Here is a 21,096-nt window from a genome sequence, read left to right as displayed (position 1 = left end):
CGGCTGCTTGCCGCTTGATGGGAGCGTGGATGTTAAATCGTATTCGTATCTCGACCACACTGTTTTTGATTCTGATCCTTTGCGGTGTGTTGCAGGTTGGCAGTAACGGGTTGTCTTTTTGGGCGTTTCGCGATGGCTATCAGAATTTGCAGGAAGTTGAGGCGAGTAATCAGCAGCGCTCCGCACTGGCACAAACGCGTGCCGTGCTGTTGCAGGCAAGCACTGCGCTGAACAAGGCGGGAACCTTAACCGCGCTGAGTTATCCGCCAGATGATATCAAGGCGCTGATGGCGACGGCGCGCAACAGCCTTAAGCAGGCCGACGCGCAGTTCAAAACGTTCACCGCGCAGGAGGACGTCAGCGAAAAAGGGAAAGCGCTGAAAGCTGCCATGAAGAAGAACTTTGAGCAGTGGCACAGCGATCTGGATCACCAGGCGACCTGGCTTGAGAACAACCAGCTCTCGGACTTTATGAGCGCGCCGGTGCAGGCCTCACAGGCGGCGTTTGATGACAGCTTTAACGCCTGGCAGCAGGACATTAACCAGTTTGTGCAGCGCGCAGGGGAAAGCAGCCGCATGAGCTACCACATGTCCGGCGTGATTTTTACCGTGGTGGTGATTCTGGCGGCACTGCTGACCGGTGCCGCGCTGCTCTGGTCGCGCAAGATGATTGTTCAGCCGCTGGCGATTATCAGCAGCCACTTCGACAGCATTGCGAAGGGGGATCTGGCGCGTCCGGTGGCGGTGTATGGCAAAAACGAAATTTCGGCGATCTTTGCCAGCCTGAAGGCGATGCAAGGATCGCTACGGGAAACGGTCTCCGATGTGCGCCAGGGCAGCTATGCCATGCACACCGGGATCTCAGAGATTGCGGCAGGCAATAACGATCTCTCTTCCCGCACCGAGCAACAGGCGGCCTCGCTGGCGCAAACGGCGGCCAGCATGGAACAGCTGACTGCGACGGTAAGCCAGAACGCCGACAACGCGCGCCAGGCGTCAGACCTGTCAAAACAGGCGGCGATGACGGCGAAGAAGGGGGGCGACCAGGCGTCTCATGTGGCCAGCACCATGCAGGATATTGCTGCCAGTTCGCAGAAAATTGGCGACATCATCAGCGTGATTGATGGCATTGCGTTCCAGACCAACATTCTGGCGCTGAACGCGGCTGTGGAAGCGGCGCGTGCGGGTGAGCAGGGGCGCGGGTTTGCGGTGGTGGCGGGTGAAGTCCGTAACCTGGCGAGCCGCAGCGCCAACGCGGCGAAAGAGATCAAAGGGCTGATTGAAGAGTCTGTCTCCCGCGTCCAGCAAGGCTCCGCGCTGGTGGATACGGCGGCGAAAACCATGCACGAGATTGTCACCTCCGTTACGCGGGTGAACGACATCATGGGCGAAATTGCCTCGGCGTCTGATGAGCAGCGTCGCGGGATTGAGCAGGTGGCCCAGGCGGTAAGCCAGATGGATCAGGTCACGCAGCAGAATGCCTCGTTAGTGGAGGAAGCGGCAGCGGCAACCGATCAGCTGGCCAGTCAGGCGGATCATCTGACCGGGCTGGTCGCGGTATTTAATGTCAAAGAGCACGTTGAAGCAGTAACAGAAGTCGGGCGGTCGCAGGCCGTGCCAGTTGTATCCTGAATGTAATTAAGAAGGCGCTATGACATCACCAATGCCTCCAGGGCAAACGTCATTATTGTTGCAGATGACACAGCGCCTCGCGCTGTCCGACGCGCATTTTCGTCGGATATGTCAGTTAATTTACCAGCGTGCGGGGATCGTGCTTGCTGACCATAAGCGAGACATGGTCTACAACCGTCTGGTGCGGCGCCTGCGTACGCTGGGGCTGGATGATTTTGGTCGCTACCTGAGCATGCTCGAAGCGAACCAGAACAGCGCCGAGTGGCAGGCTTTTATTAACTCTTTAACCACTAACCTGACGGCCTTTTTCCGCGAAGCTCATCACTTCCCGGTACTGGCAGAGCACGCCCGCCGTCGCACCGGGGAGTATCGCGTCTGGAGTGCGGCGGCCTCGACCGGGGAAGAGCCTTACTCGCTGGCGATCACCCTTGCCGATACCCTGGGAATGGCGCCGGGTCGCTGGAAAGTGTACGCCAGCGATATCGACACCGAAGTGCTGGAGAAGGCGCGTAACGGCGTCTATCGCCAGGATGAGCTGAAGACGTTGTCGCCTCAGCAGCTTCAGCGTTACTTCATGCGCGGTACCGGCCCGCATGAAGGGCTGGTGCGCGTGCGCCAGGAGCTGGCGAACTGCGTGGAGTTTGCACCGGTTAACCTGCTGGATAAGCAGTACAACGTGCCGGGGCCTTTCGACGCCATTTTTTGCCGTAACGTCATGATCTATTTTGATAAAACGACGCAACAGGACATTCTGCGTCGGTTTGTTCCGTTGCTCAAGCCTGACGGTTTACTGTTTGCCGGGCACTCGGAAAACTTCAGCAACCTCGTGCGTGAGTTTAGCCTGCGTGGGCAAACGGTATATGCGCTGAGTAAGGAAAAAGCATGAGTAAAATCAGGGTATTGTCTGTCGATGATTCGGCGCTGATGCGCCAGATCATGACTGAAATTATCAATAGCCACAGCGACATGGAGATGGTCGCTACCGCGCCGGATCCGCTGGTAGCGCGGGATTTAATTAAAAAATATAACCCCGACGTGCTGACGCTGGATGTCGAGATGCCGCGCATGGATGGCATTGATTTTCTGGAAAAGTTGATGCGTCTGCGTCCAATGCCGGTGGTGATGGTCTCATCGCTGACTGGCAAAGGCTCGGAAATTACGCTGCGCGCGCTGGAGCTGGGGGCGGTGGATTTCGTCACCAAACCCCAGCTTGGCATTCGTGAAGGCATGCTGGCCTACAGCGAAATGATCGCTGAGAAGATCCGCACCGCCTCGCGCGCGAAGCTCGCGGCCCATAAGCCAACGGCTGCCCCGGCAACCCTGAAGGCGGGTCCGTTACTCAGCTCGGAAAAACTGCTGGTGATTGGCGCATCAACCGGAGGAACAGAGGCAATTCGCCATGTACTCCAGCCATTGCCGCTTTCCAGTCCGGGTATTCTGATTACTCAACATATGCCGCCAGGCTTTACCCGCTCGTTCGCGGAGCGTCTGAACAAGCTGTGCCAGATCAGCGTGAAAGAGGCGGAAGATGGCGAACGTGTGCTCCCGGGTCATGCTTACATCGCGCCGGGCGATAAGCATATGGAGCTGGCGCGCAGCGGCGCTAACTATCAAATCAAAATTCATGACGGGCCGCCGGTAAACCGGCACCGTCCGTCGGTGGATGTGCTGTTTCATTCGGTGGCGAAACATGCGGGGCGCAACGCCGTTGGGGTGATCCTGACGGGGATGGGCAACGATGGTGCCGCCGGAATGCTTGCAATGCACCAGGCTGGCGCCTGGACGATTGCGCAGAATGAAGCAAGTTGTGTGGTGTTCGGCATGCCGCGCGAGGCCATCAATATGGGTGGCGTGAGCGAAGTGGTCGATCTTAGCCAGGTAAGCCAGCAGATGCTGGCGAAAATCAGTGCCGGACAGGCAATACGTATTTGACTCAGGAGTATTATTTTATGGCGGATAAAGAGCTTAAGTTTTTGGTTGTGGATGACTTTTCCACCATGCGTCGCATTGTGCGTAACCTGCTGAAAGAGCTGGGCTTCAACAACGTTGAAGAAGCAGAAGACGGCGTGGATGCGCTGAACAAACTGCAGGCGGGCGGGTTTGGTTTTGTTATCTCTGACTGGAACATGCCGAACATGGATGGTCTGGAACTGCTGAAAACCATCCGCGCGGATGCAGGCATGGCCTCTATGCCAGTGCTGATGGTGACCGCAGAAGCGAAAAAAGAGAACATCATTGCCGCTGCACAGGCTGGCGCAAGCGGCTATGTGGTGAAGCCATTCACCGCGGCGACCCTGGAAGAGAAGCTCGGTAAGATCTTCGAGAAACTCGGCATGTGAGGTGTTGGTTATGATGCAACCTGCTATGAAACCCGTTGAAGAACATTCGCCCAGCGATATCATTGCCCGCATCGGCAGCCTGACACGCATGCTGCGTGACAGCCTGCGTGAACTGGGGCTGGACCAGGCAATCGCAGAAGCGGCGGAAGCGATTCCTGACGCGCGTGACCGTCTGGACTACGTTGTGCAGATGACCGCGCAAGCGGCTGAACGTGCGCTGAACAGCGTTGAAGCGTCACAACCGCACCAGGATGCGATGGAAAAGGGCGCAAAAGCGCTGACCAAACGCTGGGATGAGTGGTTTGAGAATCCTATCGAGCTGGCGGATGCCCGCGAGCTGGTGACGGATACCCGTCAGTTCCTGGGCGATGTACCGGGCCACACCAGCTTCACCAACGCTCAGTTGCTGGACATCATGATGGCGCAGGATTTCCAGGACCTGACCGGTCAGGTGATCAAGCGCATGATGGATGTGATTCAGGAGATTGAACGTCAGCTGCTGATGGTGCTGCTGGAGAACATCCCGGAACCGGCTGCACGTCCGAAACGCGAGAACGAAAGCCTGCTCAATGGCCCACAGCTCGACGCCACCAAAGCGGGCGTTGTGGCAAGCCAGGATCAGGTAGACGACCTGCTGGACAGCCTCGGTTTCTGATACGCCTTTCCGCCTCAGGTGTGCATGCGCCTGAGGCGGTTAACGCAGAATCACCGAAAAGAGCCCGAATAAACGGGCTTTTCCCGCCATTGGATTTCCTCTGCGCTGGCATGATACCCGTGACGTAATGGGCTGAGCATGCACTGTGGCAGAAGAGAACGACGACAAAACAGAAGCCCCCACACCCCACCGACTTGAAAAAGCGCGTGAGGAAGGGCAGATCCCCCGATCCCGAGAGCTGACATCCCTGCTGATCCTTATTGTGGGTGTGTGCATCATCTGGTGGGGTGGGGAGTCGCTCGCCCGAAAACTGGCGGGGATGCTTTCTGCCGGATTACGTTTCGACCACAGTATGGTCAACGACCCAAACCTTATCCTCAGCCAGATTATTCAGCTTATTAAAGGGGCCATGGTCGCACTGCTGCCCCTGATTACCGGGGTGGTGCTGGTCGCGCTGATCTCGCCGGTGATGCTTGGTGGTCTGGTCTTTAGCACCAAATCGCTGCAACCAAAATTTTCCAAACTGAACCCGCTGTCCGGCATCGCGAAAATGTTCTCCGCACAGACCGGGGCAGAACTGCTTAAAGCCATCCTCAAAGCGGCGCTGATGGGCAGTGCCGCGGGGTTTTACCTGTGGCACAACTGGCCGGAAATGATGCGGCTTATCAGCGAGTCGCCTCTGACCGCGATGAGCAATGCGCTGAATCTGGTCGGACTCTGCGCGCTGCTGGTGGTCCTTAGCATTATTCCGATGGTGGGGTTCGACGTCATCTTCCAGCTGTACAGCCACTTCAAAAAACTGCGCATGTCCCGTCAGGATATCCGTGATGAATATAAGCAGATGGAAGGTGACCCGCACGTGAAAGGGCGTATCCGCCAGATGCAGCGCGCCGCCGCCCGTCGACGGATGATGGAAGATGTACCGAAAGCCGACGTTATTGTCACCAACCCGACCCACTATTCCGTTGCGCTGCAGTACGACGAAAACAAAATGAGCGCGCCGAAAGTGGTGGCGAAGGGGGCGGGCTTAATCGCCCTGCGCATCCGCGAGATTGGCACGGAAAACCGGGTGCCAATACTGGAAGCGCCGCCGCTGGCGCGTGCGTTGTACCGCCACGCGGAAATTGGACAACAGATCCCAGGACAACTCTACGCCGCCGTGGCGGAAGTGCTGGCCTGGGTATGGCAGTTGAAACGCTGGCGTCTGGCTGGCGGTCAACGACCTGTCAAACCTGAGAACCTTCCGGTGCCTGCTGCGCTGGATTTTATGAACGAGAAGGACACTGATGGCTAATCTGGTGGCAATGTTGCGCCTGCCCGGCAACCTGAAATCGACCCAATGGCAGATCCTTGCCGGGCCGATCCTCATCCTGCTAATCCTGTCGATGATGGTTTTGCCGCTGCCGGCATTCATCCTCGACCTGCTTTTCACTTTCAACATTGCGTTGTCCATCATGGTGCTGCTGGTGGCGATGTTCACCCAGCGTACCCTTGAGTTTGCGGCGTTCCCGACCATCCTGCTGTTTACCACCCTGTTACGACTGGCGCTGAACGTGGCGTCCACGCGTATCATCCTGATGGAAGGCCACACCGGCGCGGCAGCCGCGGGTAAAGTGGTTGAGGCCTTTGGCCACTTCCTCGTGGGCGGTAACTTTGCCATCGGCATCGTGGTGTTTGTCATTCTCGTTATTATCAACTTTATGGTTATCACCAAAGGTGCAGGGCGTATTGCGGAAGTGGGTGCGCGCTTTGTGCTGGACGGGATGCCGGGTAAGCAGATGGCGATCGACGCCGACCTTAACGCCGGGCTTATCGCGGAAGATGAAGCGAAAAAACGCCGTGCGGAAGTGACCCAGGAAGCGGACTTCTACGGCTCAATGGACGGTGCGAGTAAGTTTGTGCGCGGTGACGCCATCGCGGGCATTCTCATCATGGTGATTAACGTGGTGGGCGGCCTGCTTGTTGGGGTGCTGCAGCATGGCATGGGCATGGGCCAGGCGGCTGAAAGCTATACGCTGCTGACCATTGGTGACGGTCTGGTTGCCCAGATCCCGGCGCTGGTCATTTCTACCGCCGCGGGCGTTATTGTTACCCGCGTCAGTACCGATCAGGACGTTGGCGAGCAGATGGTTGGCCAGCTGTTCAGCAACCCGCGCGTCATGCTGCTGGCGGCGGCGGTGCTGGGTCTGCTCGGCCTGGTGCCGGGCATGCCGAACCTGGTTTTCCTGCTGTTCACGGCAGCACTGCTGGGTCTTGCCTGGTGGATGCGTGGCCGTGAAATGAAACCCGCGGCAGAACCTGTACCGGTAAAAATGCCGGAGAACACGCAGGCCGTGGAAGCCACCTGGAACGACGTTCAGCTGGAAGATTCGCTGGGGATGGAAGTGGGTTACCGTCTGATCCCGATGGTCGATTTCCAGCAGGATGGCGAACTGCTTGGCCGCATCCGCAGTATCCGGAAAAAATTCGCCCAGGATATGGGCTTCCTGCCGCCGGTTGTGCACATCCGCGACAACATGGATCTTCCGCCTGCCCGCTACCGTATTCTGATGAAAGGGGTTGAGATTGGCAGCGGTGATGCGTATCCAGGCCGCTGGCTGGCGATTAACCCGGGCACAGCCGCCGGTACGCTGCCGGGTGAACAGACCATCGATCCCGCGTTTGGTCTGGCCGCTATCTGGATTGAAAGCGCGCTCAAAGAGCAGGCACAAATTCAGGGGTATACCGTGGTGGAGGCCAGTACCGTGGTGGCGACCCATCTTAACCACCTGATTGGACAGTTCTCAGCAGAGCTGTTTGGCCGTCAGGAAGCACAGCAGTTACTCGACCGTGTGAGCCAGGAGATGCCGAAGCTGACGGAGGATCTGGTGCCGGGTGTGCTGACGTTGACCACGCTGCATAAGGTGCTGCAAAACCTGCTTGATGAAAAAGTGCCGATCCGCGATATGCGCACCATTCTGGAAACCCTCGCCGAGCATGCACCGCTGCAAAGCGATCCGCATGAGCTGACGGCGGTGGTGCGCGTGGCGCTGGGCCGCGCGATCACCCAGCAGTGGTTCCCGGGCACCGGCGAAGTGCAGGTGATTGGCCTGGATACGCCGCTGGAACGTCTGCTGCTGCAGGCCCTGCAGGGCGGTGGCGGGCTGGAGCCGGGTCTGGCTGACCGTCTGCTGGCGCAAACACAGGAGGCGCTGGCGCGTCAGGAGATGCTGGGGGCACCGCCGGTGCTACTGGTAAACCATGCGCTGCGTCCGCTGCTGTCACGCTTCCTGCGCCGTAGCCTGAACCAGCTGGTGGTGCTGTCGAATCTGGAGCTGTCTGATAATCGCCATATTCGTATGACGGCGACGATTGGAGGTAAATAATGCGTAAGTGGTTAGGGCTATTACTCTTCCCGCTGGTGGCGCAGGCCGCGGGCGAAGGGAGCTGGCAGGCCAGCAGCATCGGCGTGACCCTCAGCAACCGTGGCGTGGCGATGTCGTCGCGCCCGCTGGCGCCTTCTGAACCGGTGTCCGGTCAGATGAGCCTGGTGGTGTGGAACTATTCGCTGATTGGCCCGACGCCTGCCGGGCTGCAGGTGCGTCTGTGCTCCCAGAGCCGTTGCACGGAAATCGACGGAGAGAGCGGCACTACCCAGGCGTTTAACGGCGTACCTGCGGTAGAACCTTTACGCTTTATCTGGGAAGTGCCGGGCGGCGGGCGGTTGATCCCGGCGCTCAAGGTGCAGAGTAATTCCGTTATCGTTAACTACCGCTAGTTGCCTGCCTCAACGCCCGTTATCAACGTTTATGATAGCGGGCTCGCAAAAATGACCTCACCTTTTGAAGTAATAGAAACGCTGTTTTATAAATCAGTGATGCACGTAATGACACTCTTTGCATTTTTGCCAGCCTTTGCGGTGTGATGGCAGAAACAGAAAGGTTTCTACAGTGCGTTAATTCTACTGTAGCCGTGTAAAAACTCCCGGACGAGGTTTGCTTACAGGGGGTCTCCTAAAACTGATTAGGGTTGACGGCAATGAAAACACGAAAAATTGGACTCGCAAACTATCTTGCATACGGGGCAGGGGATTTCCTCGGCGCGGGAACGACCGCGCTGACGGCGGCCTGGCTTTTGTATTTTTATACGACCTTCTGTGGACTCACACCGATTGAAGCGACCTTTATTTTTGCTGCTGCAAGGGTGCTGGACGCGGTGGTCAGCCCGCTGATGGGCTTTTTAACCGATAACTTTGGCACCACCTGGCTGGGCAAACGCTTTGGCCGTCGCAAATTCTTTATTCTGCTCGGCATTCCCTGCGTCTTCAGCTACTCCCTGATGTGGGTTGGGGAGATGAATTTCTGGTACTACCTGCTGACCTATCTGGTCTTCGATATCGTCTACACCATGATTCTGGTGCCGTATGAAACGCTGGTCCCGGAGATGACCGATGACTTTAAACAGAAAACGAAATTCTCCGGTGCGCGTATTTCGATGGCGCAGATGTCCGCTATCCTGGCTTCGTTCCTGCCGGGGATCCTGCTGACCCACTTTGGTAAAGACAACGCGATTTCATTCTTCTACGCAAGCCTGGTCTTCTCCGTGCTGTGCGCGCTGATGCTGACCTTTGTCTGGTTCTTCACCTGGGAGCGCCCGCGCGAGGAGTGGTCCGAAGCGGCCCTGCGCGCGGAAGAAGAGAAGAAAAAACTGACCCTGGGCCAGAGCCTGAATCGCCTGTTTGTGGAGTTAAGCTCGACGCTGCGCATCAAGATTTTCCGTCAGCACCTGGGCATGTACCTTGGCGGCTACATTGCGCAGGACGTCTTCAACGCCGTCTTTACCTATTACGTGGTGTTTGTGCTGATGCAGGAGGCGTCTATGGCGTCGAACCTGCTGGGCACGATGGCCATTTTCCAGTTTCTTGCCGTGATTGGGATGATCCCGCTGTGCATTCGCTTTGGGCCTGCGCCGTCTTACCGCATGGTGGTGGTGCTGTTTGGCCTGGCCTCTCTCTCTTACGCCGTGCTGTATTACGCCGGGCTGAGCGACGTTTACGCTTTGCTGCTGCTTATCTCCGCGGTTGCCGGTCTTGGTCGCGGCGGTATCAACTATGTGCCGTGGAACACCTATACCTACATTGCTGACGTGGACGAAGTGATCACCGGCCAGCGTCGTGAGGGCATCTTCGCTGGCATCATGACACTGACCCGAAAAGCGTCTCAGGCCGGTGCGGTAATGCTGGTGGGCATCGTGATGCAGATGTCCGGCTTTGTCAGCGGTCAGAAAACCCAGCCTGCTGAAGTCAGCCACACCATTCTGCTGATTTTGAGCGTGGGAACCCTCCTGGTGCTGTTCTGCGGTTTCCTGGTTTCCCTGCGCTTCAGGCTCAATCTACAAACCCACAGCACGCTGCGCGAAGAGACCGCGAAAATGCGCGAATCGGGCCGCGCCATGCCTGAAGCGGCCAGCCCGCATGCCCGCGCCACCGTAGAAATGCTGGCCGGTATGCCGTTCGAATCCTTGTGGGGGAATAACAACATTGGTTATCTCAATCGCAATAAACCAGCAGCTCCTTCGCTGAAGGGACGTGCGGTACTGAATTCGACATACAACAGAGGTTAAGATGATGAAAGTTTGGCCTGTCAAACATAGCCCCTTGCTGCGTCAGCCAGAGCGTTTTATCGCCAGGGACGAGCTGAAATCGCTGATTCAGAAGGTGACGCATAACCTGGTCAATATCCACGACAAAACGGGTGAATTTTTGCTGCGGCTGGACGACGGGCGCGTCATAGATACCAAAGGCTGGGCAGGGTGGGAGTGGACGCACGGCGTCGGGTTGTACGGTATCTGGCAGTACTACTGCCAGACCGGTGACGACGTAATGCGCGACATTATCGACAGCTGGTTTGCGGACCGTTTTGCGGAAGGGGCAACCACCAAAAACGTGAATACCATGTCGCCGTTCCTGACGCTGGCGTACCGCTATGAAGAGACCCGAAATCCGGCCTGGCTGCCGTGGCTGGAGAGCTGGGCGGAGTGGGCGATGCATGAGATGCCGCGTACCGAACACGGCGGCATGCAGCACATTACCCTGGCGGAAGAGAACGCGCAGCAGATGTGGGATGACACGCTGATGATGACGGTCCTGCCGCTGGCCAAAATTGGCAAGCTGCTGAACAAACCGGAATACGTAGAGGAGGCGGTGTACCAGTTCCTGCTGCACGTGCAGAACCTGATGGACCGGGAGACCGGGCTGTGGTTCCACGGCTGGAACTATGACGGCAACCATAACTTTGCCCATGCCCGCTGGGCGCGTGGCAACAGCTGGCTCACCATCGTGATCCCGGACTTTCTCGAACTGGTTGATCTGCCGGAAAACAACGCCGTGCGCCGTTATCTGACGCAGGTTCTCAATGCGCAGATTGCCGCGCTGGCGACATGTCAGGACGACAGTGGTCTGTGGCATACGCTGCTCGACGACCCAGACTCATACCTGGAGGCGTCGGCCACGGCAGGCTTTGCCTACGGTATTCTTAAGGCCGTGCGTAAACGCTATGTGGCGGCGGAATACGCTGATGTCGCGGAGAAAGCCATCAGAGGGATTGTGAAAAACATCTCGCCGGAAGGGGAACTGCTGCAAACGTCGTTCGGAACCGGGATGGGGAGCGATCTGGAGTTTTACCGCCAGATCCCGCTGACGTCGATGCCGTACGGTCAGGCAATGGCAATCCTCTGTTTGACGGAGTATTTGCGGAAGTACTTCTGATCATAAAAAAACCCGGCGATGATGGCCGGGTTTTTTGTATTACATACGTTCTACGGTTTCGATACCCAGGGTATCCAGACCCAGCTTCAGGGTCTTCGCCGTCAGCTGCGCCAGCTTCAGGCGGCTGTTGCGGACCGATTCATTTTCCGCAGACAGAATAGGGCAGTGCTCGTAGAAGCCGGAGAACAGACCGGCCAGATCGTACAGGTAAGCACACATCACGTGCGGCGTACCGTCGCGCGCAACCACGGACAGCGTCTCTTCAAACTGCAGCAGACGGGCCGCCAGCTGGGCTTCGCGATCTTCGGTAATGGTGACGGTCGCATTCGCCAGCACGCTTTCATCGATATTCGCTTTACGGAACACCGAGAGCACGCGGGTGTAGGCATACTGCATGTACGGCGCGGTGTTACCTTCAAACGCCAGCATGTTGTCCCAGTCGAAGATATAGTCGGTGGTACGGTTCTTGGAGAGATCCGCGTATTTCACCGCACCGATACCCACGGCGTTCGCCAGTTTTTCCAGCTCCTCGGCCGGCATATCCGGGTTCTTCTCTGCCACCAGGCGACGGGCGCGTTCCAGCGCTTCGTCCAGCAGGTCGGACAGCTTCACCGTACCGCCCGCACGGGTTTTGAACGGCTTGCCGTCTTTACCCAGCATCATGCCGAACATGTGGTGTTCCAGCGGCACGCAATCGGGAACATAACCGGCTTTACGCACGATAGTCCACGCCTGCATCAGGTGCTGGTGCTGACGGGAGTCGATGTAGTACAGCACGCGGTCAGCATGCAGCGTTTCGTAACGGTACTTCGCACAGGCGATATCGGTGGTGGTGTAGAGGTAGCCGCCATCCTTTTTCTGGATGATCACGCCCATCGGTTCGCCTTCCTTGTTTTTGTACTCATCAAGGAATACGACCGTTGCGCCTTCGCTCTCAACCGCCAGATGTTTGGCCTTCAGGTCGGCCACAATGCCCGGCAGCATTGGGTTATAGAGGCTTTCACCCATCACGTCGTCGCGGGTCAGGGTGACGTTCAGACGGTTATAGGTGAGCTGGTTCTGGGACATGGTGATGTCCACCAGCTTGCGCCACATCTCCAGGAAGTACGGGTCGCCGCCCTGCAGTTTCACCACATAGCTACGCGCGCGCTCGGCGAAGGCTTCATCTTCGTCGTAGTGTTTTTTGGCTTCACGGTAGAACCCTTCCAGGTCCGCCAGCGCCATTTCACCCGCGTTTTCCTGCTGCTGTTTTTCCAGGTAAGCAATCAGCATACCGAATTGGGTACCCCAGTCGCCCACGTGGTTCGCGCGGATCACCTTGTGACCGAGGAACTCAAGGGTGCGTACTGCCGCGTCACCGATGATGGTGGAGCGCAGGTGGCCAACGTGCATCTCTTTCGCGACGTTTGGCGCGGAGTAGTCAATCACCACGGTCTGTGGCTCTGGCTGGGTTACGCCCAGACGGTCAGATTTCAGCGCTGCGTCAACGTGGCTTGCCAGGAAGGCCGGCTCAAGGAAAATGTTGATAAAGCCCGGGCCAGCAATTTCGGTTTTGCTGGCAATGCCGGTGAGATCCAGATGAGTCAGCACCTGCTCAGCCAGTTGTCGCGGCGGCATGCCCAGTTTTTTAGCCACTGCCATCACGCCATTAGCCTGATAGTCGCCAAACTGTACTTTCGCTGACTGACGAACCTGCGGTTCGCAATCCGCAGGCGCACCTGCGGCAATCAGTGCCTGACTGACTTTTTCTGAGAGAAGAGCCTGAATATTCACCTGGATACCTTACGTTTTTGATGCGGGCTGACTGCCACCCGCGCCAGTTAAAGAATGAGGGCGGGAGTATACTGCAAATGCCTTCTGGCGTCAGCACTGCGGGGGGCGAAGATTGCGCAGAATCCAGGCTAAGAAAGCATGCATAATCATGCAGTGATAAAAAGCGTCATTCCGCGGTTGGTCAAAAGGGGGCAACAGAGTAAATTAGCGGCTTTGCGACACGATAAGAGACTGATTTATGGCGAACTGGCAATCCATTGACGAACTGCATGATATTTCCGCAGATTTACCGCGCTTCACCCAGGCGTTCACAGAACTTGCCACCCGTCTTGGTCTGGACATTGCGCCGCTTGAGGCCGATCACATCTCCTTGCGCTGTCATCAGAACGCCACCGCCGAGCGCTGGCGTCGCGGGTTTGAACAGTGCGGGGAACTGCTCTCTGAGAACATCATCAACGGCCGTCCTATCTGCCTGTTTAAACTGTATGAGCCGGTCTGCGTAGTGCACTGGCAATTTAGCGTTGTTGAACTCCCGTGGCCGGGAGAAAAACGTTACCCGCATGAAGGCTGGGAGCACATCGAAATCGTGCTGCCTGGCGAGCCCGACACGCTGAATGCGCGCGCGCTGGCGCTGCTGTCTGATGAGGGGTTGAGCAAGCCGGGTATCTTTGTGAAAACGAGTTCACCAAAAGGCGAGCGCGAGCGTTTACCGAACCCGACGCTGGCCGTGACTGACGGGCAGGTGACGGTGAAGTTCCATCCCTGGACGATAGAACAGATTGTTGCCAGCGAAGAGTAAGCGTTGTGACGACACGCGAAGACCGACCGGGGGTGGCGTGTCATGATGGTGCATTGCGCGGAATTTAAGGAGGAGTGGATGGCGCTGCTGGAGATTTGCTGTTACAGCGTGGAGTGTGCCGTGACGGCGCAACAGCGGGGGGCTGACCGCATTGAACTGTGCGCGGCACCGAAAGAAGGGGGGTTAACGCCCTCGTACGGTGTGTTGAAGTCTGCCCGTCAGGCTGTCACCGTTCCGGTACACCCTATCATTCGTCCTCGGGGCGGTGATTTTTGTTACACGGCAGGCGAGTTCAATGCCATGCTTGACGATATCGCCCTTGTTCGCGATCTGGGTTTTCCGGGGCTGGTGACGGGACTGCTCAATGAAGAAGGTAACGTCGATGTACCGCGTATGCGCCAGGTAATGGCGGCCGCGAAGGGCATGGCGGTAACATTTCATCGCGCGTTCGATATGTGTAAAAACCCATTGCAAGCCTTTGATACCCTTGCGGAACTTGGCGTGGCGCGTGTGCTGACATCGGGCCAGCAGTCGTCGGCTGAAAAAGGACTGCAATTAATTACGGAACTAAAAGCACATTCCGGTGTTCCAATAATAATGGCGGGTGCGGGAGTCCGTGCCAGCAATCTGGAACTGTTTTTAAACGCCGGGGTGGAAGAGCTGCACAGCTCTGCCGGGAAATGGATACCGTCGCCCATGCGTTATCGCAACACAGGGTTGTCTATGTCGACGGATGCTGAAGCGGATGAGTACTCACGCTACGGTGTAGATGGAGAGTCGGTTGCGGAAATGAAATCGCTGATTGAACGTCATCACGTGTAGCAACGTACCGATTTTTACCGCGCATCATGTCGCCCAATATGATGCTTGCTTGTACCAGGCCCCTGCCAATTACACAGGGGCCTTTTTTTCTCCTTCATATTTCAAGCCGCAGCTGCGTTGGCTGCCTCGCTCCCCCCAGTCACTTACTGATGTAAGCTCCTGGGGATTCGCTGCGTTGCCGCCTTGCTGCAACTTGAAATATTTTGGAGAAAACCTGCGATGACCAGGCCGGGTAAGGCGTAGCCGCTACCCGGCTAAAAGGCTACGGCTTCGTGGCAATCAACACCGCACGCATTGGCGCCGGATAGCCTTCAACGGTTTTGCTGTGGTCGGTTGGGTCAAGGAACTGCTCCAGCGATTCGGTCACCATCCACTCCGTGCGGCGTTGCTCCTCGATGGAGGTCACGCAGACGTCTGCGATGCGCACATCCACAAACCCGCACTTCTCCAGCCAGTTTTTCAGCGCCAGCGCGGAAGGAATGAAGTAGACGTTGCGCATTTGCGCGTAACGATCGCCGGGAACCAGAACGGTATTTTCATCGCCTTCGACCACCAGCGTTTCCAGCACCAGTTCGCCGCCGCTGACCAGCTGATCTTTCAGCTGCCATAAATGCTCCAGCGGGGAACGGCGGTGGTAAAGCACGCCCATGGAGAAGACGGTATCAAACGCTTTCAGCGCGGGCAGTTGCTCAATGCCCAGCGGCAGCAGGTGCGCGCGCTGGTCGTTACCCAGCAGCTTACGCACGGCTTCGAACTGGCACAGGAACAGCTGCATCGGGTCGATGCCAACGGCTAAATGCGCGCCCGCGCCAATCATGCGCCACATGTGGTAACCGCTACCGCAGCCGACGTCCAGAATGGTACGCCCGCTCAGGTCGGAGAGGTGCGGCAGCACGCGATCCCATTTCCAGTCGGAGCGCCATTCAGTATTAATATTCACCCCGTAGAGCGAAAACGGTCCCTTGCGCCATGGCATCAGGTTACGCATCAGCGTTTCGATGCGATTAATCTGCCCGGCGGGCAGCGGCTCTGCGCTTTCTGCCGTGACGCTGTGCAGCAGATCCAGACGGTGAGGCGTTAGCTCCGGCAGAAACTCCACCGCATTTGACCACTGCTTCAACAGCCCATGCTGCTGATCGCGCTGCCAGGTGGCAATCTGCGCAGGCAGGGTCTCCAGCCAGTGGGAGAGATGGTTTTTTGCAATCAGCTGATAGAAGTTACCGAACTCAATCATGCCGCGTCCTCAGCTTTCAGCGCCACCAGGGAGCCAAAGTTAAAGCACTGGAACCACAGTTCGCTGTGCTCAAAGCCTGCCTGGCGCAGACGCGCTTTATGGGTTTCCACAGAGTCCGTCAGCATCACGTTTTCCAGCATGCTGCGTTTCTGGCTAATCTCCAGCTCGCTGTAGCCGTTTGCACGTTTGAAATCGTGGTGCATGTTGAACAGCAGTTCGCCGACGGTCGCGTCTTCAAAGCTGAATTTCTCAGACAGCACCAGCGCGCCACCGGGGTTAAGGCCCTGATAAATTTTGTCCAGCAGCCGCTGGCGGTCATCAGGCACCAGGAACTGCAGGGTAAAATTCAGCACGACCATCGAGGCGTTGTGGATTTCGATGTCACGAATGTCGCCTTCAACGACCTCGACCGGAGTTGCCGCTTTCCAGGCATCAATATGGCGACGGCAGCGTTCAACCATCGCCGGGGAGTTATCGACGGCAATGATTTTACAGCCTTCGTGATGAACGTTACGACGTACCGACAACGTTGCCGCGCCGAGCGAGCAGCCCAGGTCATACACCTGCGTGCCGGGTTGAACGAAGCGCTCAGCCAGCATGCCGATCATGGAGATAATATTGGAATAACCGGGAACAGAGCGCTGGATCATATCCGGGAAGACTTCGGCTACCCGTTCATCGAAGGTCCAGTCGCCCAGGCTGGCGATAGGCGCGGAAAAAAGCGTGTCGCGATCTGACATAACGTAAAAATCCGGGAAAAATAAAGTGGCGTATTGTGCGCTAACGGAAGGAGAAAACCAACTCCCACGGCATATACCAAAGGTTAGCCAGCACCATCAGCAAAAGCGAACACCATGTCGCGCTCATGCCGGAACGACGCCAGCGGAATAAGCGGTGGTGAAAGCCGTAATAATGCATTAACCGACCCGCAATCAGCAGCAGGCCACAAATGTGTACCATCCAGGTTTCGGCGCCATTCATCTCCATAAACAGCAGCAAAATGAGTGCCACCGGAATGTACTCAACCGCGTTGCCGTGGATACGGATAGCGCTTTGCAGTTCGGAAAACCCCCCGTCGCCGTATGAGACGCGGTACTGCATTCTGAGTCGCACAACATCAAATGAAAATTTAATCAGCAGTAATGCACCTAGCACCGCATACAACGCGCTGACCATACAAACTCCCTGTGTTTTGGCAGATGGCGTCTCTATGATATGGCGTGATCTCAGAAAAGAGAAGATTGTTGTGGGATGGACGGCGCGCTGCCGAGCGACGGAACCGCGGTTTGCAGGGCCTGCCAGAGCGTATCGACCAGTTCGGGGGCCTGGGCGATATCCGGCGTATGTAAAAAGAGATACGGCGTGGTGGTCTGTTCCCATTTCGCTAACGTGTGCAGCCAGACGGCGAACATCTCCTGATTTTGCTGCATATTGTCGCTGCCGATAAACCGGACCATCGGATTGTGCGCGGTTACGATAGCGTGGACCGGGACTTTGGGCTTCTTGCGCTGGGCATCAATAATGGCTTCGTTATGCGCAATTGCGCTGTGAACAGGACGACTGTCAAGGATGACGCGGTTGACTGAGCGCTCATGCAATCCCCGGTTGAGTGCTTTTTCCACCTCGCCTTTGGCAAAAAATTCAGGATGTCTCACTTCAACGCCGTAGGTAAAGTCCCGGGGCAGGCCATCAAGGAATGGCCAGAGCGCGGGCAGATCGCGCGGACCAAAGGTGGCGGGAAGCTGCAGCCAGTACTGGCCGATACGGTTTGCCAGTGGCGACATTCGGCCAAAAAACTCTTCGGTTAAATCACCGCAGTTACGCAGGGCGGCGTTATGGGAGATGGTTGCCGGAAATTTAAAGCAGAAGCGGAAATCATCCGTGGTTTGATCCCGCCAGCGCTCGACAATCTCTGCCCGGGGAAGGGCATACAGCGTGGTGTTGCCCTCCACGCAGTTAAAGTGCCGGGCGTACTCTTCAAGGCTGGTTATGCCAAGGCGCACCCATTTCGGGTGCGACCACTGGGGCAGGCCCACATACATCATAACGCGCTTAAAATCTCATCCGTGCTGCGCACGCGACCGATGCGCGGGAAAATATGGGTCATGCTGCCCTGGTGTTGTTCCGCAGAAGCCGCGCTACATGCGTCTTCGGCAATCACCAGGTTAAAGCCCAACTCCCAGGCGTTACGGGCGGTGGATTCCACGCCAATGTTGGTGGAGATCCCGCACAGGATAATGGTGTCGATACCGCGGCGGCGCAGCTGCAGCTCAAGGTCGGTGCCATAGAAGGCGCCCCACTGGCGTTTGGTCACTTCGATATCGCTGTCGCGTTTGCCGAGCGAGACCGGATACGTCCACCAGTTTTCCGGCAGGGCGTGCGCGGGCGCCTGGGCGTCAACCGGCTGTTTTAACGCTTCGGCAAAATCGGCCGACCAGCCAACGCGCACCATGACAACCGGTGCGCCGCTGGCGCGGCATTTTTCCGCCAGACGGGCGGCACGGCTGACGACATCATCAGCGGTGTGCGGGCCACCGGCAAAGGGAAGGATCCCTTCCTGTAGATCAATCACCACCAGGGCGGTTTTGCGGGCATCAAGTGTCAGCATGGTAACTCCAGTTAAATGAATCGCTTCCGTTACACCTTACGACGTTATGGCCTGTTATCGGTCGGATAATTTTGTTAATTTTTGTGAGAATGCGCAATAAGAGCGCAGCAAACGTGCGTCTGGCCGTGCTTCGCTCTTATCGTCCGGCGGAATTTCCAGTATAATAGCCGCCTTTTTTCATCCAGTTGTGACATACAGAAAGCTGCGACATAGTAGCCTGCATACCAGGCGACATTTAGCCTGCGGCTAATTAAGGGATATCTCATGCGTACAGAATATTGCGGGCAGCTGCGTCAGTCCCACGTCGGACAGCAGGTGACCCTGTGTGGTTGGGTCAACCGTCGTCGTGATCTTGGTAGCCTTATCTTCATCGATATGCGCGACCGCGAAGGTATCGTTCAGGTGTTCTTCGATCCGGATCGCGCGGACGCATTGAAGCTGGCTTCTGAGCTGCGTAATGAGTTCTGCATTCAGGTCACCGGCACCGTACGTGCGCGTGACGAGAAAAACGTCAACGCAGATATGGCGACCGGTGCAATTGAAGTGCTGGCCTCCGATCTGACGATCATCAACCGTGCTGAAGCGCTGCCGCTGGACTCCAACCACGTCAACACTGAAGAAGCGCGTCTGAAATACCGCTACCTGGATCTGCGTCGCCCGGAGATGGCACAGCGCCTGAAAACCCGTGCGAAAATCACCAGCCTGGTGCGTCGCTTTATGGATGACCATGGTTTCCTCGATATCGAAACCCCGATGCTGACCAAAGCCACGCCGGAAGGCGCGCGCGATTACCTGGTGCCATCCCGCGTTCATAAAGGCAAATTCTACGCGCTGCCGCAGTCTCCACAGCTGTTTAAACAGCTGCTGATGATGTCCGGCTTCGATCGCTACTATCAGGTCGTAAAATGCTTCCGTGACGAAGACCTGCGCGCTGACCGTCAGCCAGAATTTACCCAGATCGATGTGGAAACCTCCTTCATGACCGCTGAGCAGGTGCGTGAAGTGATGGAAGCGCTGGTGCGCAGCCTGTGGAATGACGTGAAGGGCGTGGAGCTGGGCGACTTCCCCATTATGACCTTCGCCGAAGCCGAGCGTCGTTACGGCTCCGACAAACCAGACCTGCGTAACCCTATGGAGCTGGTGGACGTTGCTGACCTGGTGAAATCCGTTGAGTTTGCGGTGTTTGCCGGCCCGGCTAACGATCCGAAAGGCCGCGTAGCAGCCCTGCGTGTACCGGGCGGTGCAGCGCTTAGCCGTAAGCAGATTGACGACTACGGCAACTTCATCAAGATCTACGGCGCGAAAGGTCTGGCCTATATTAAAGTAACCGAGCGTGCGAAAGGTCTGGAAGGTATCACCAGCCCGGTGGCGAAGTTCCTGAATGCGGAGATTGTAGAAGCGATCCTTGAGCGCACCGGCGCACAGGATGGCGACATGATCTTCTTCGGCGCTGACAACAAGAAAATTGTTGCCGATGCAATGGGCGCGCTGCGTCTGAAACTGGGCAAAGATCTGAACCTCACTGACGAGAGCAAATGGGCGCCGTTGTGGGTTATCGACTTCCCGATGTTTGAAGACGACGGTGAAGGCGGCCTGACTGCCATGCACCACCCGTTCACCTCGCCAAAAGACATGACGGCGGCAGAGCTGAAAGCGGCACCGGAAGAGGCAGTCGCGAACGCCTACGATATGGTTATCAACGGCTATGAAGTGGGCGGCGGCTCCGTGCGTATTCACAGCGGTGAGATGCAGCAGACGGTGTTCGGCATTCTGGGCATCAACGAACAGGAACAGCGCGAGAAGTTCGGCTTCCTGCTGGATGCGCTGAAGTACGGTACGCCGCCTCACGCAGGCCTGGCATTCGGTCTCGACCGTCTGACTATGCTGCTGACCGGCACCGACAACATCCGTGACGTTATTGCCTTCCCGAAAACCACCGCAGCGGCGTGTCTGATGACCGAAGCGCCAAGCTTCGCTAACCCGGCCGCACTGGCTGAGCTGGGTATCGACGTGGTGAAAAAGGAAGAGAAAAACTGATATGGCATATAAGCGTCCCGTTTCTGTCTTAGTTGTAATTTACGCTCAGGACACGAAGCGGGTGCTGATGTTGCAGCGGCGCGATGACCCTGAATTCTGGCAGTCGGTTACCGGCAGTCTGGAAGAGGGCGAAACCGCGCCGCAGGCCGCCGCGCGTGAAGTAAAGGAAGAGGTCACCATTGACGTTGCTTGCGAGCAACTGACCCTGAAGGACTGTCAGCGCACGGTGGAGTTCGAAATTTTTAGCCATTTACGTCATCGCTATGCACCGGGTATCGAGCGCAACACGGAATCGTGGTTCTGTCTCGCGCTCCCTCACGAACGGGAGATCGTGTTCACTGAACATCTGACCTACCGCTGGGTGGATGCGGCGGATGCCGCCGCACTGACCAAGTCGTGGAGCAACCGGCAGGCGATTGAAGAATTTGTAATTAACGCAGCCTGAAAAGGCGC

20 protein-coding genes are annotated in these 21,096 nt (G+C 57.0%); 14 read left to right on the top strand and 6 right to left on the bottom strand.

Features of this window, described 5'->3' with window-relative positions:
- The first annotated feature begins 29 nt into the window (after positions 1-29).
- From tap to bglB, 10 genes are all read left to right on the top strand, one after another.
- Positions 30-1,631: a methyl-accepting chemotaxis protein IV gene (gene tap, locus AK59_RS0106465; RefSeq protein ID WP_029882322.1), complete on the top strand. Its 1,602-nt coding sequence runs from the start codon at positions 30-32 to the stop codon at positions 1,629-1,631.
- Positions 1,632-1,650: 19 nt separating this feature from the next.
- Positions 1,651-2,517, top strand: a complete 867-nt coding sequence (gene cheR, locus AK59_RS0106460) for a protein-glutamate O-methyltransferase CheR (protein WP_008500429.1) — start codon at positions 1,651-1,653, stop codon at positions 2,515-2,517.
- Positions 2,514-3,563: a protein-glutamate methylesterase/protein-glutamine glutaminase gene (locus tag AK59_RS0106455; protein WP_003859716.1), complete on the top strand. Its 1,050-nt coding sequence runs from the start codon at positions 2,514-2,516 to the stop codon at positions 3,561-3,563. The genes cheR and AK59_RS0106455 overlap by 4 nt, the downstream gene beginning before the upstream one ends.
- A 17-nt stretch (positions 3,564-3,580) precedes the next feature.
- Positions 3,581-3,970 (top strand): chemotaxis response regulator CheY, encoded by a 390-nt coding sequence (cheY, locus tag AK59_RS0106450; protein WP_008500431.1) that lies wholly within the window; start codon positions 3,581-3,583, stop codon positions 3,968-3,970.
- Between the two features lie 10 nt (positions 3,971-3,980).
- Positions 3,981-4,625 carry a protein phosphatase CheZ gene (cheZ, locus tag AK59_RS0106445; RefSeq protein ID WP_013096065.1) on the top strand — a complete coding sequence of 215 codons (645 nt, stop codon included), beginning with the start codon at positions 3,981-3,983 and terminating at the stop codon, positions 4,623-4,625.
- A gap of 145 nt (positions 4,626-4,770) precedes the next feature.
- Positions 4,771-5,919 carry a flagellar biosynthesis protein FlhB gene (gene flhB / locus AK59_RS0106440; RefSeq protein ID WP_013096066.1) on the top strand — a complete coding sequence of 383 codons (1,149 nt, stop codon included), beginning with the start codon at positions 4,771-4,773 and terminating at the stop codon, positions 5,917-5,919.
- Complete coding sequence (gene flhA / locus AK59_RS0106435; protein WP_020687642.1) at positions 5,912-7,990, top strand: flagellar biosynthesis protein FlhA; 2,079 nt, start codon at positions 5,912-5,914, stop codon at positions 7,988-7,990. The genes flhB and flhA overlap by 8 nt, the downstream gene beginning before the upstream one ends.
- Positions 7,990-8,382, top strand: a complete 393-nt coding sequence (gene flhE, locus AK59_RS0106430) for a flagellar protein FlhE (protein ID WP_029882321.1) — start codon at positions 7,990-7,992, stop codon at positions 8,380-8,382. Before flhA ends, flhE begins: the two co-directional genes overlap by 1 nt.
- 260 nt (positions 8,383-8,642) lie before the next feature.
- Positions 8,643-10,226: an MFS transporter gene (locus AK59_RS0106425; RefSeq protein WP_029882320.1), complete on the top strand. Its 1,584-nt coding sequence runs from the start codon at positions 8,643-8,645 to the stop codon at positions 10,224-10,226.
- A 4-nt stretch (positions 10,227-10,230) separates the two neighbouring features.
- Positions 10,231-11,370, top strand: coding sequence for a beta-galactosidase BglB (gene bglB, locus AK59_RS0106420; protein WP_029882319.1), 1,140 nt, complete (start codon positions 10,231-10,233; stop codon positions 11,368-11,370).
- Between the two features lie 39 nt (positions 11,371-11,409).
- Here the strand turns inward: bglB and argS are convergent, their stop codons facing one another.
- Entirely contained in the window at positions 11,410-13,143 is a 1,734-nt protein-coding gene (gene argS / locus AK59_RS0106415) for an arginine--tRNA ligase (RefSeq protein WP_029882318.1), read from the bottom strand.
- A 238-nt stretch (positions 13,144-13,381) separates the two neighbouring features.
- Between argS and AK59_RS0106410 the strand changes: the two genes are divergently transcribed.
- Positions 13,382-13,942: a VOC family protein gene (locus AK59_RS0106410; protein ID WP_029882317.1), complete on the top strand. Its 561-nt coding sequence runs from the start codon at positions 13,382-13,384 to the stop codon at positions 13,940-13,942.
- 78 nt (positions 13,943-14,020) lie between these two features.
- Positions 14,021-14,764 carry a copper homeostasis protein CutC gene (gene cutC / locus AK59_RS0106405; protein WP_029882316.1) on the top strand — a complete coding sequence of 248 codons (744 nt, stop codon included), beginning with the start codon at positions 14,021-14,023 and terminating at the stop codon, positions 14,762-14,764.
- A gap of 262 nt (positions 14,765-15,026) precedes the next feature.
- Here the strand turns inward: cutC and cmoB are convergent, their stop codons facing one another.
- Genes cmoB through AK59_RS0106380 form a run of 5 tightly spaced genes read right to left on the bottom strand, consistent with a single transcriptional unit; the run spans position 15,027 to position 18,606 of the window.
- Positions 15,027-15,998 carry a tRNA 5-methoxyuridine(34)/uridine 5-oxyacetic acid(34) synthase CmoB gene (gene cmoB, locus AK59_RS0106400; protein WP_029882315.1) on the bottom strand — a complete coding sequence of 324 codons (972 nt, stop codon included), beginning with the start codon at positions 15,996-15,998 and terminating at the stop codon, positions 15,027-15,029.
- On the bottom strand, positions 15,995-16,738 hold the full coding sequence (gene cmoA, locus AK59_RS0106395) for a carboxy-S-adenosyl-L-methionine synthase CmoA (RefSeq protein ID WP_013096076.1): 744 nt from the start codon (positions 16,736-16,738) through the stop codon (positions 15,995-15,997). Before cmoA ends, cmoB begins: the two co-directional genes overlap by 4 nt.
- Before the next feature lie 40 nt (positions 16,739-16,778).
- Complete coding sequence (locus AK59_RS0106390; RefSeq protein WP_013096077.1) at positions 16,779-17,174, bottom strand: MAPEG family protein; 396 nt, start codon at positions 17,172-17,174, stop codon at positions 16,779-16,781.
- A gap of 50 nt (positions 17,175-17,224) precedes the next feature.
- The gene (locus AK59_RS0106385) at positions 17,225-18,043 is read right to left on the bottom strand and encodes a DUF72 domain-containing protein (protein ID WP_013096078.1); all 819 of its coding nucleotides are present in this window, start codon (positions 18,041-18,043) and stop codon (positions 17,225-17,227) included.
- Positions 18,040-18,606: a hydrolase gene (locus AK59_RS0106380; protein ID WP_029882314.1), complete on the bottom strand. Its 567-nt coding sequence runs from the start codon at positions 18,604-18,606 to the stop codon at positions 18,040-18,042. The genes AK59_RS0106385 and AK59_RS0106380 overlap by 4 nt, the downstream gene beginning before the upstream one ends.
- A 264-nt stretch (positions 18,607-18,870) precedes the next feature.
- Here AK59_RS0106380 and aspS point away from each other — a divergent pair, with 264 nt between their 5' ends.
- Together aspS and nudB are read left to right on the top strand one after the other, a co-directional pair.
- Positions 18,871-20,643: an aspartate--tRNA ligase gene (gene aspS / locus AK59_RS0106375; protein WP_029882313.1), complete on the top strand. Its 1,773-nt coding sequence runs from the start codon at positions 18,871-18,873 to the stop codon at positions 20,641-20,643.
- A gap of 1 nt (position 20,644) precedes the next feature.
- A complete protein-coding gene (nudB, locus tag AK59_RS0106370; RefSeq protein ID WP_023620451.1) occupies positions 20,645-21,088 on the top strand; it encodes a dihydroneopterin triphosphate diphosphatase in 444 nt (147 codons plus the stop codon).
- Positions 21,089-21,096: the final 8 nt, after the last annotated feature.

Source organism: Enterobacter sp. T1-1 (assembly GCF_000710795.1).
In the GTDB taxonomy this organism is placed as follows: Bacteria; Pseudomonadota; Gammaproteobacteria; order Enterobacterales; family Enterobacteriaceae; genus Enterobacter; species Enterobacter cloacae.
This window is presented reverse-complemented; position numbering and strand designations above follow the sequence as displayed.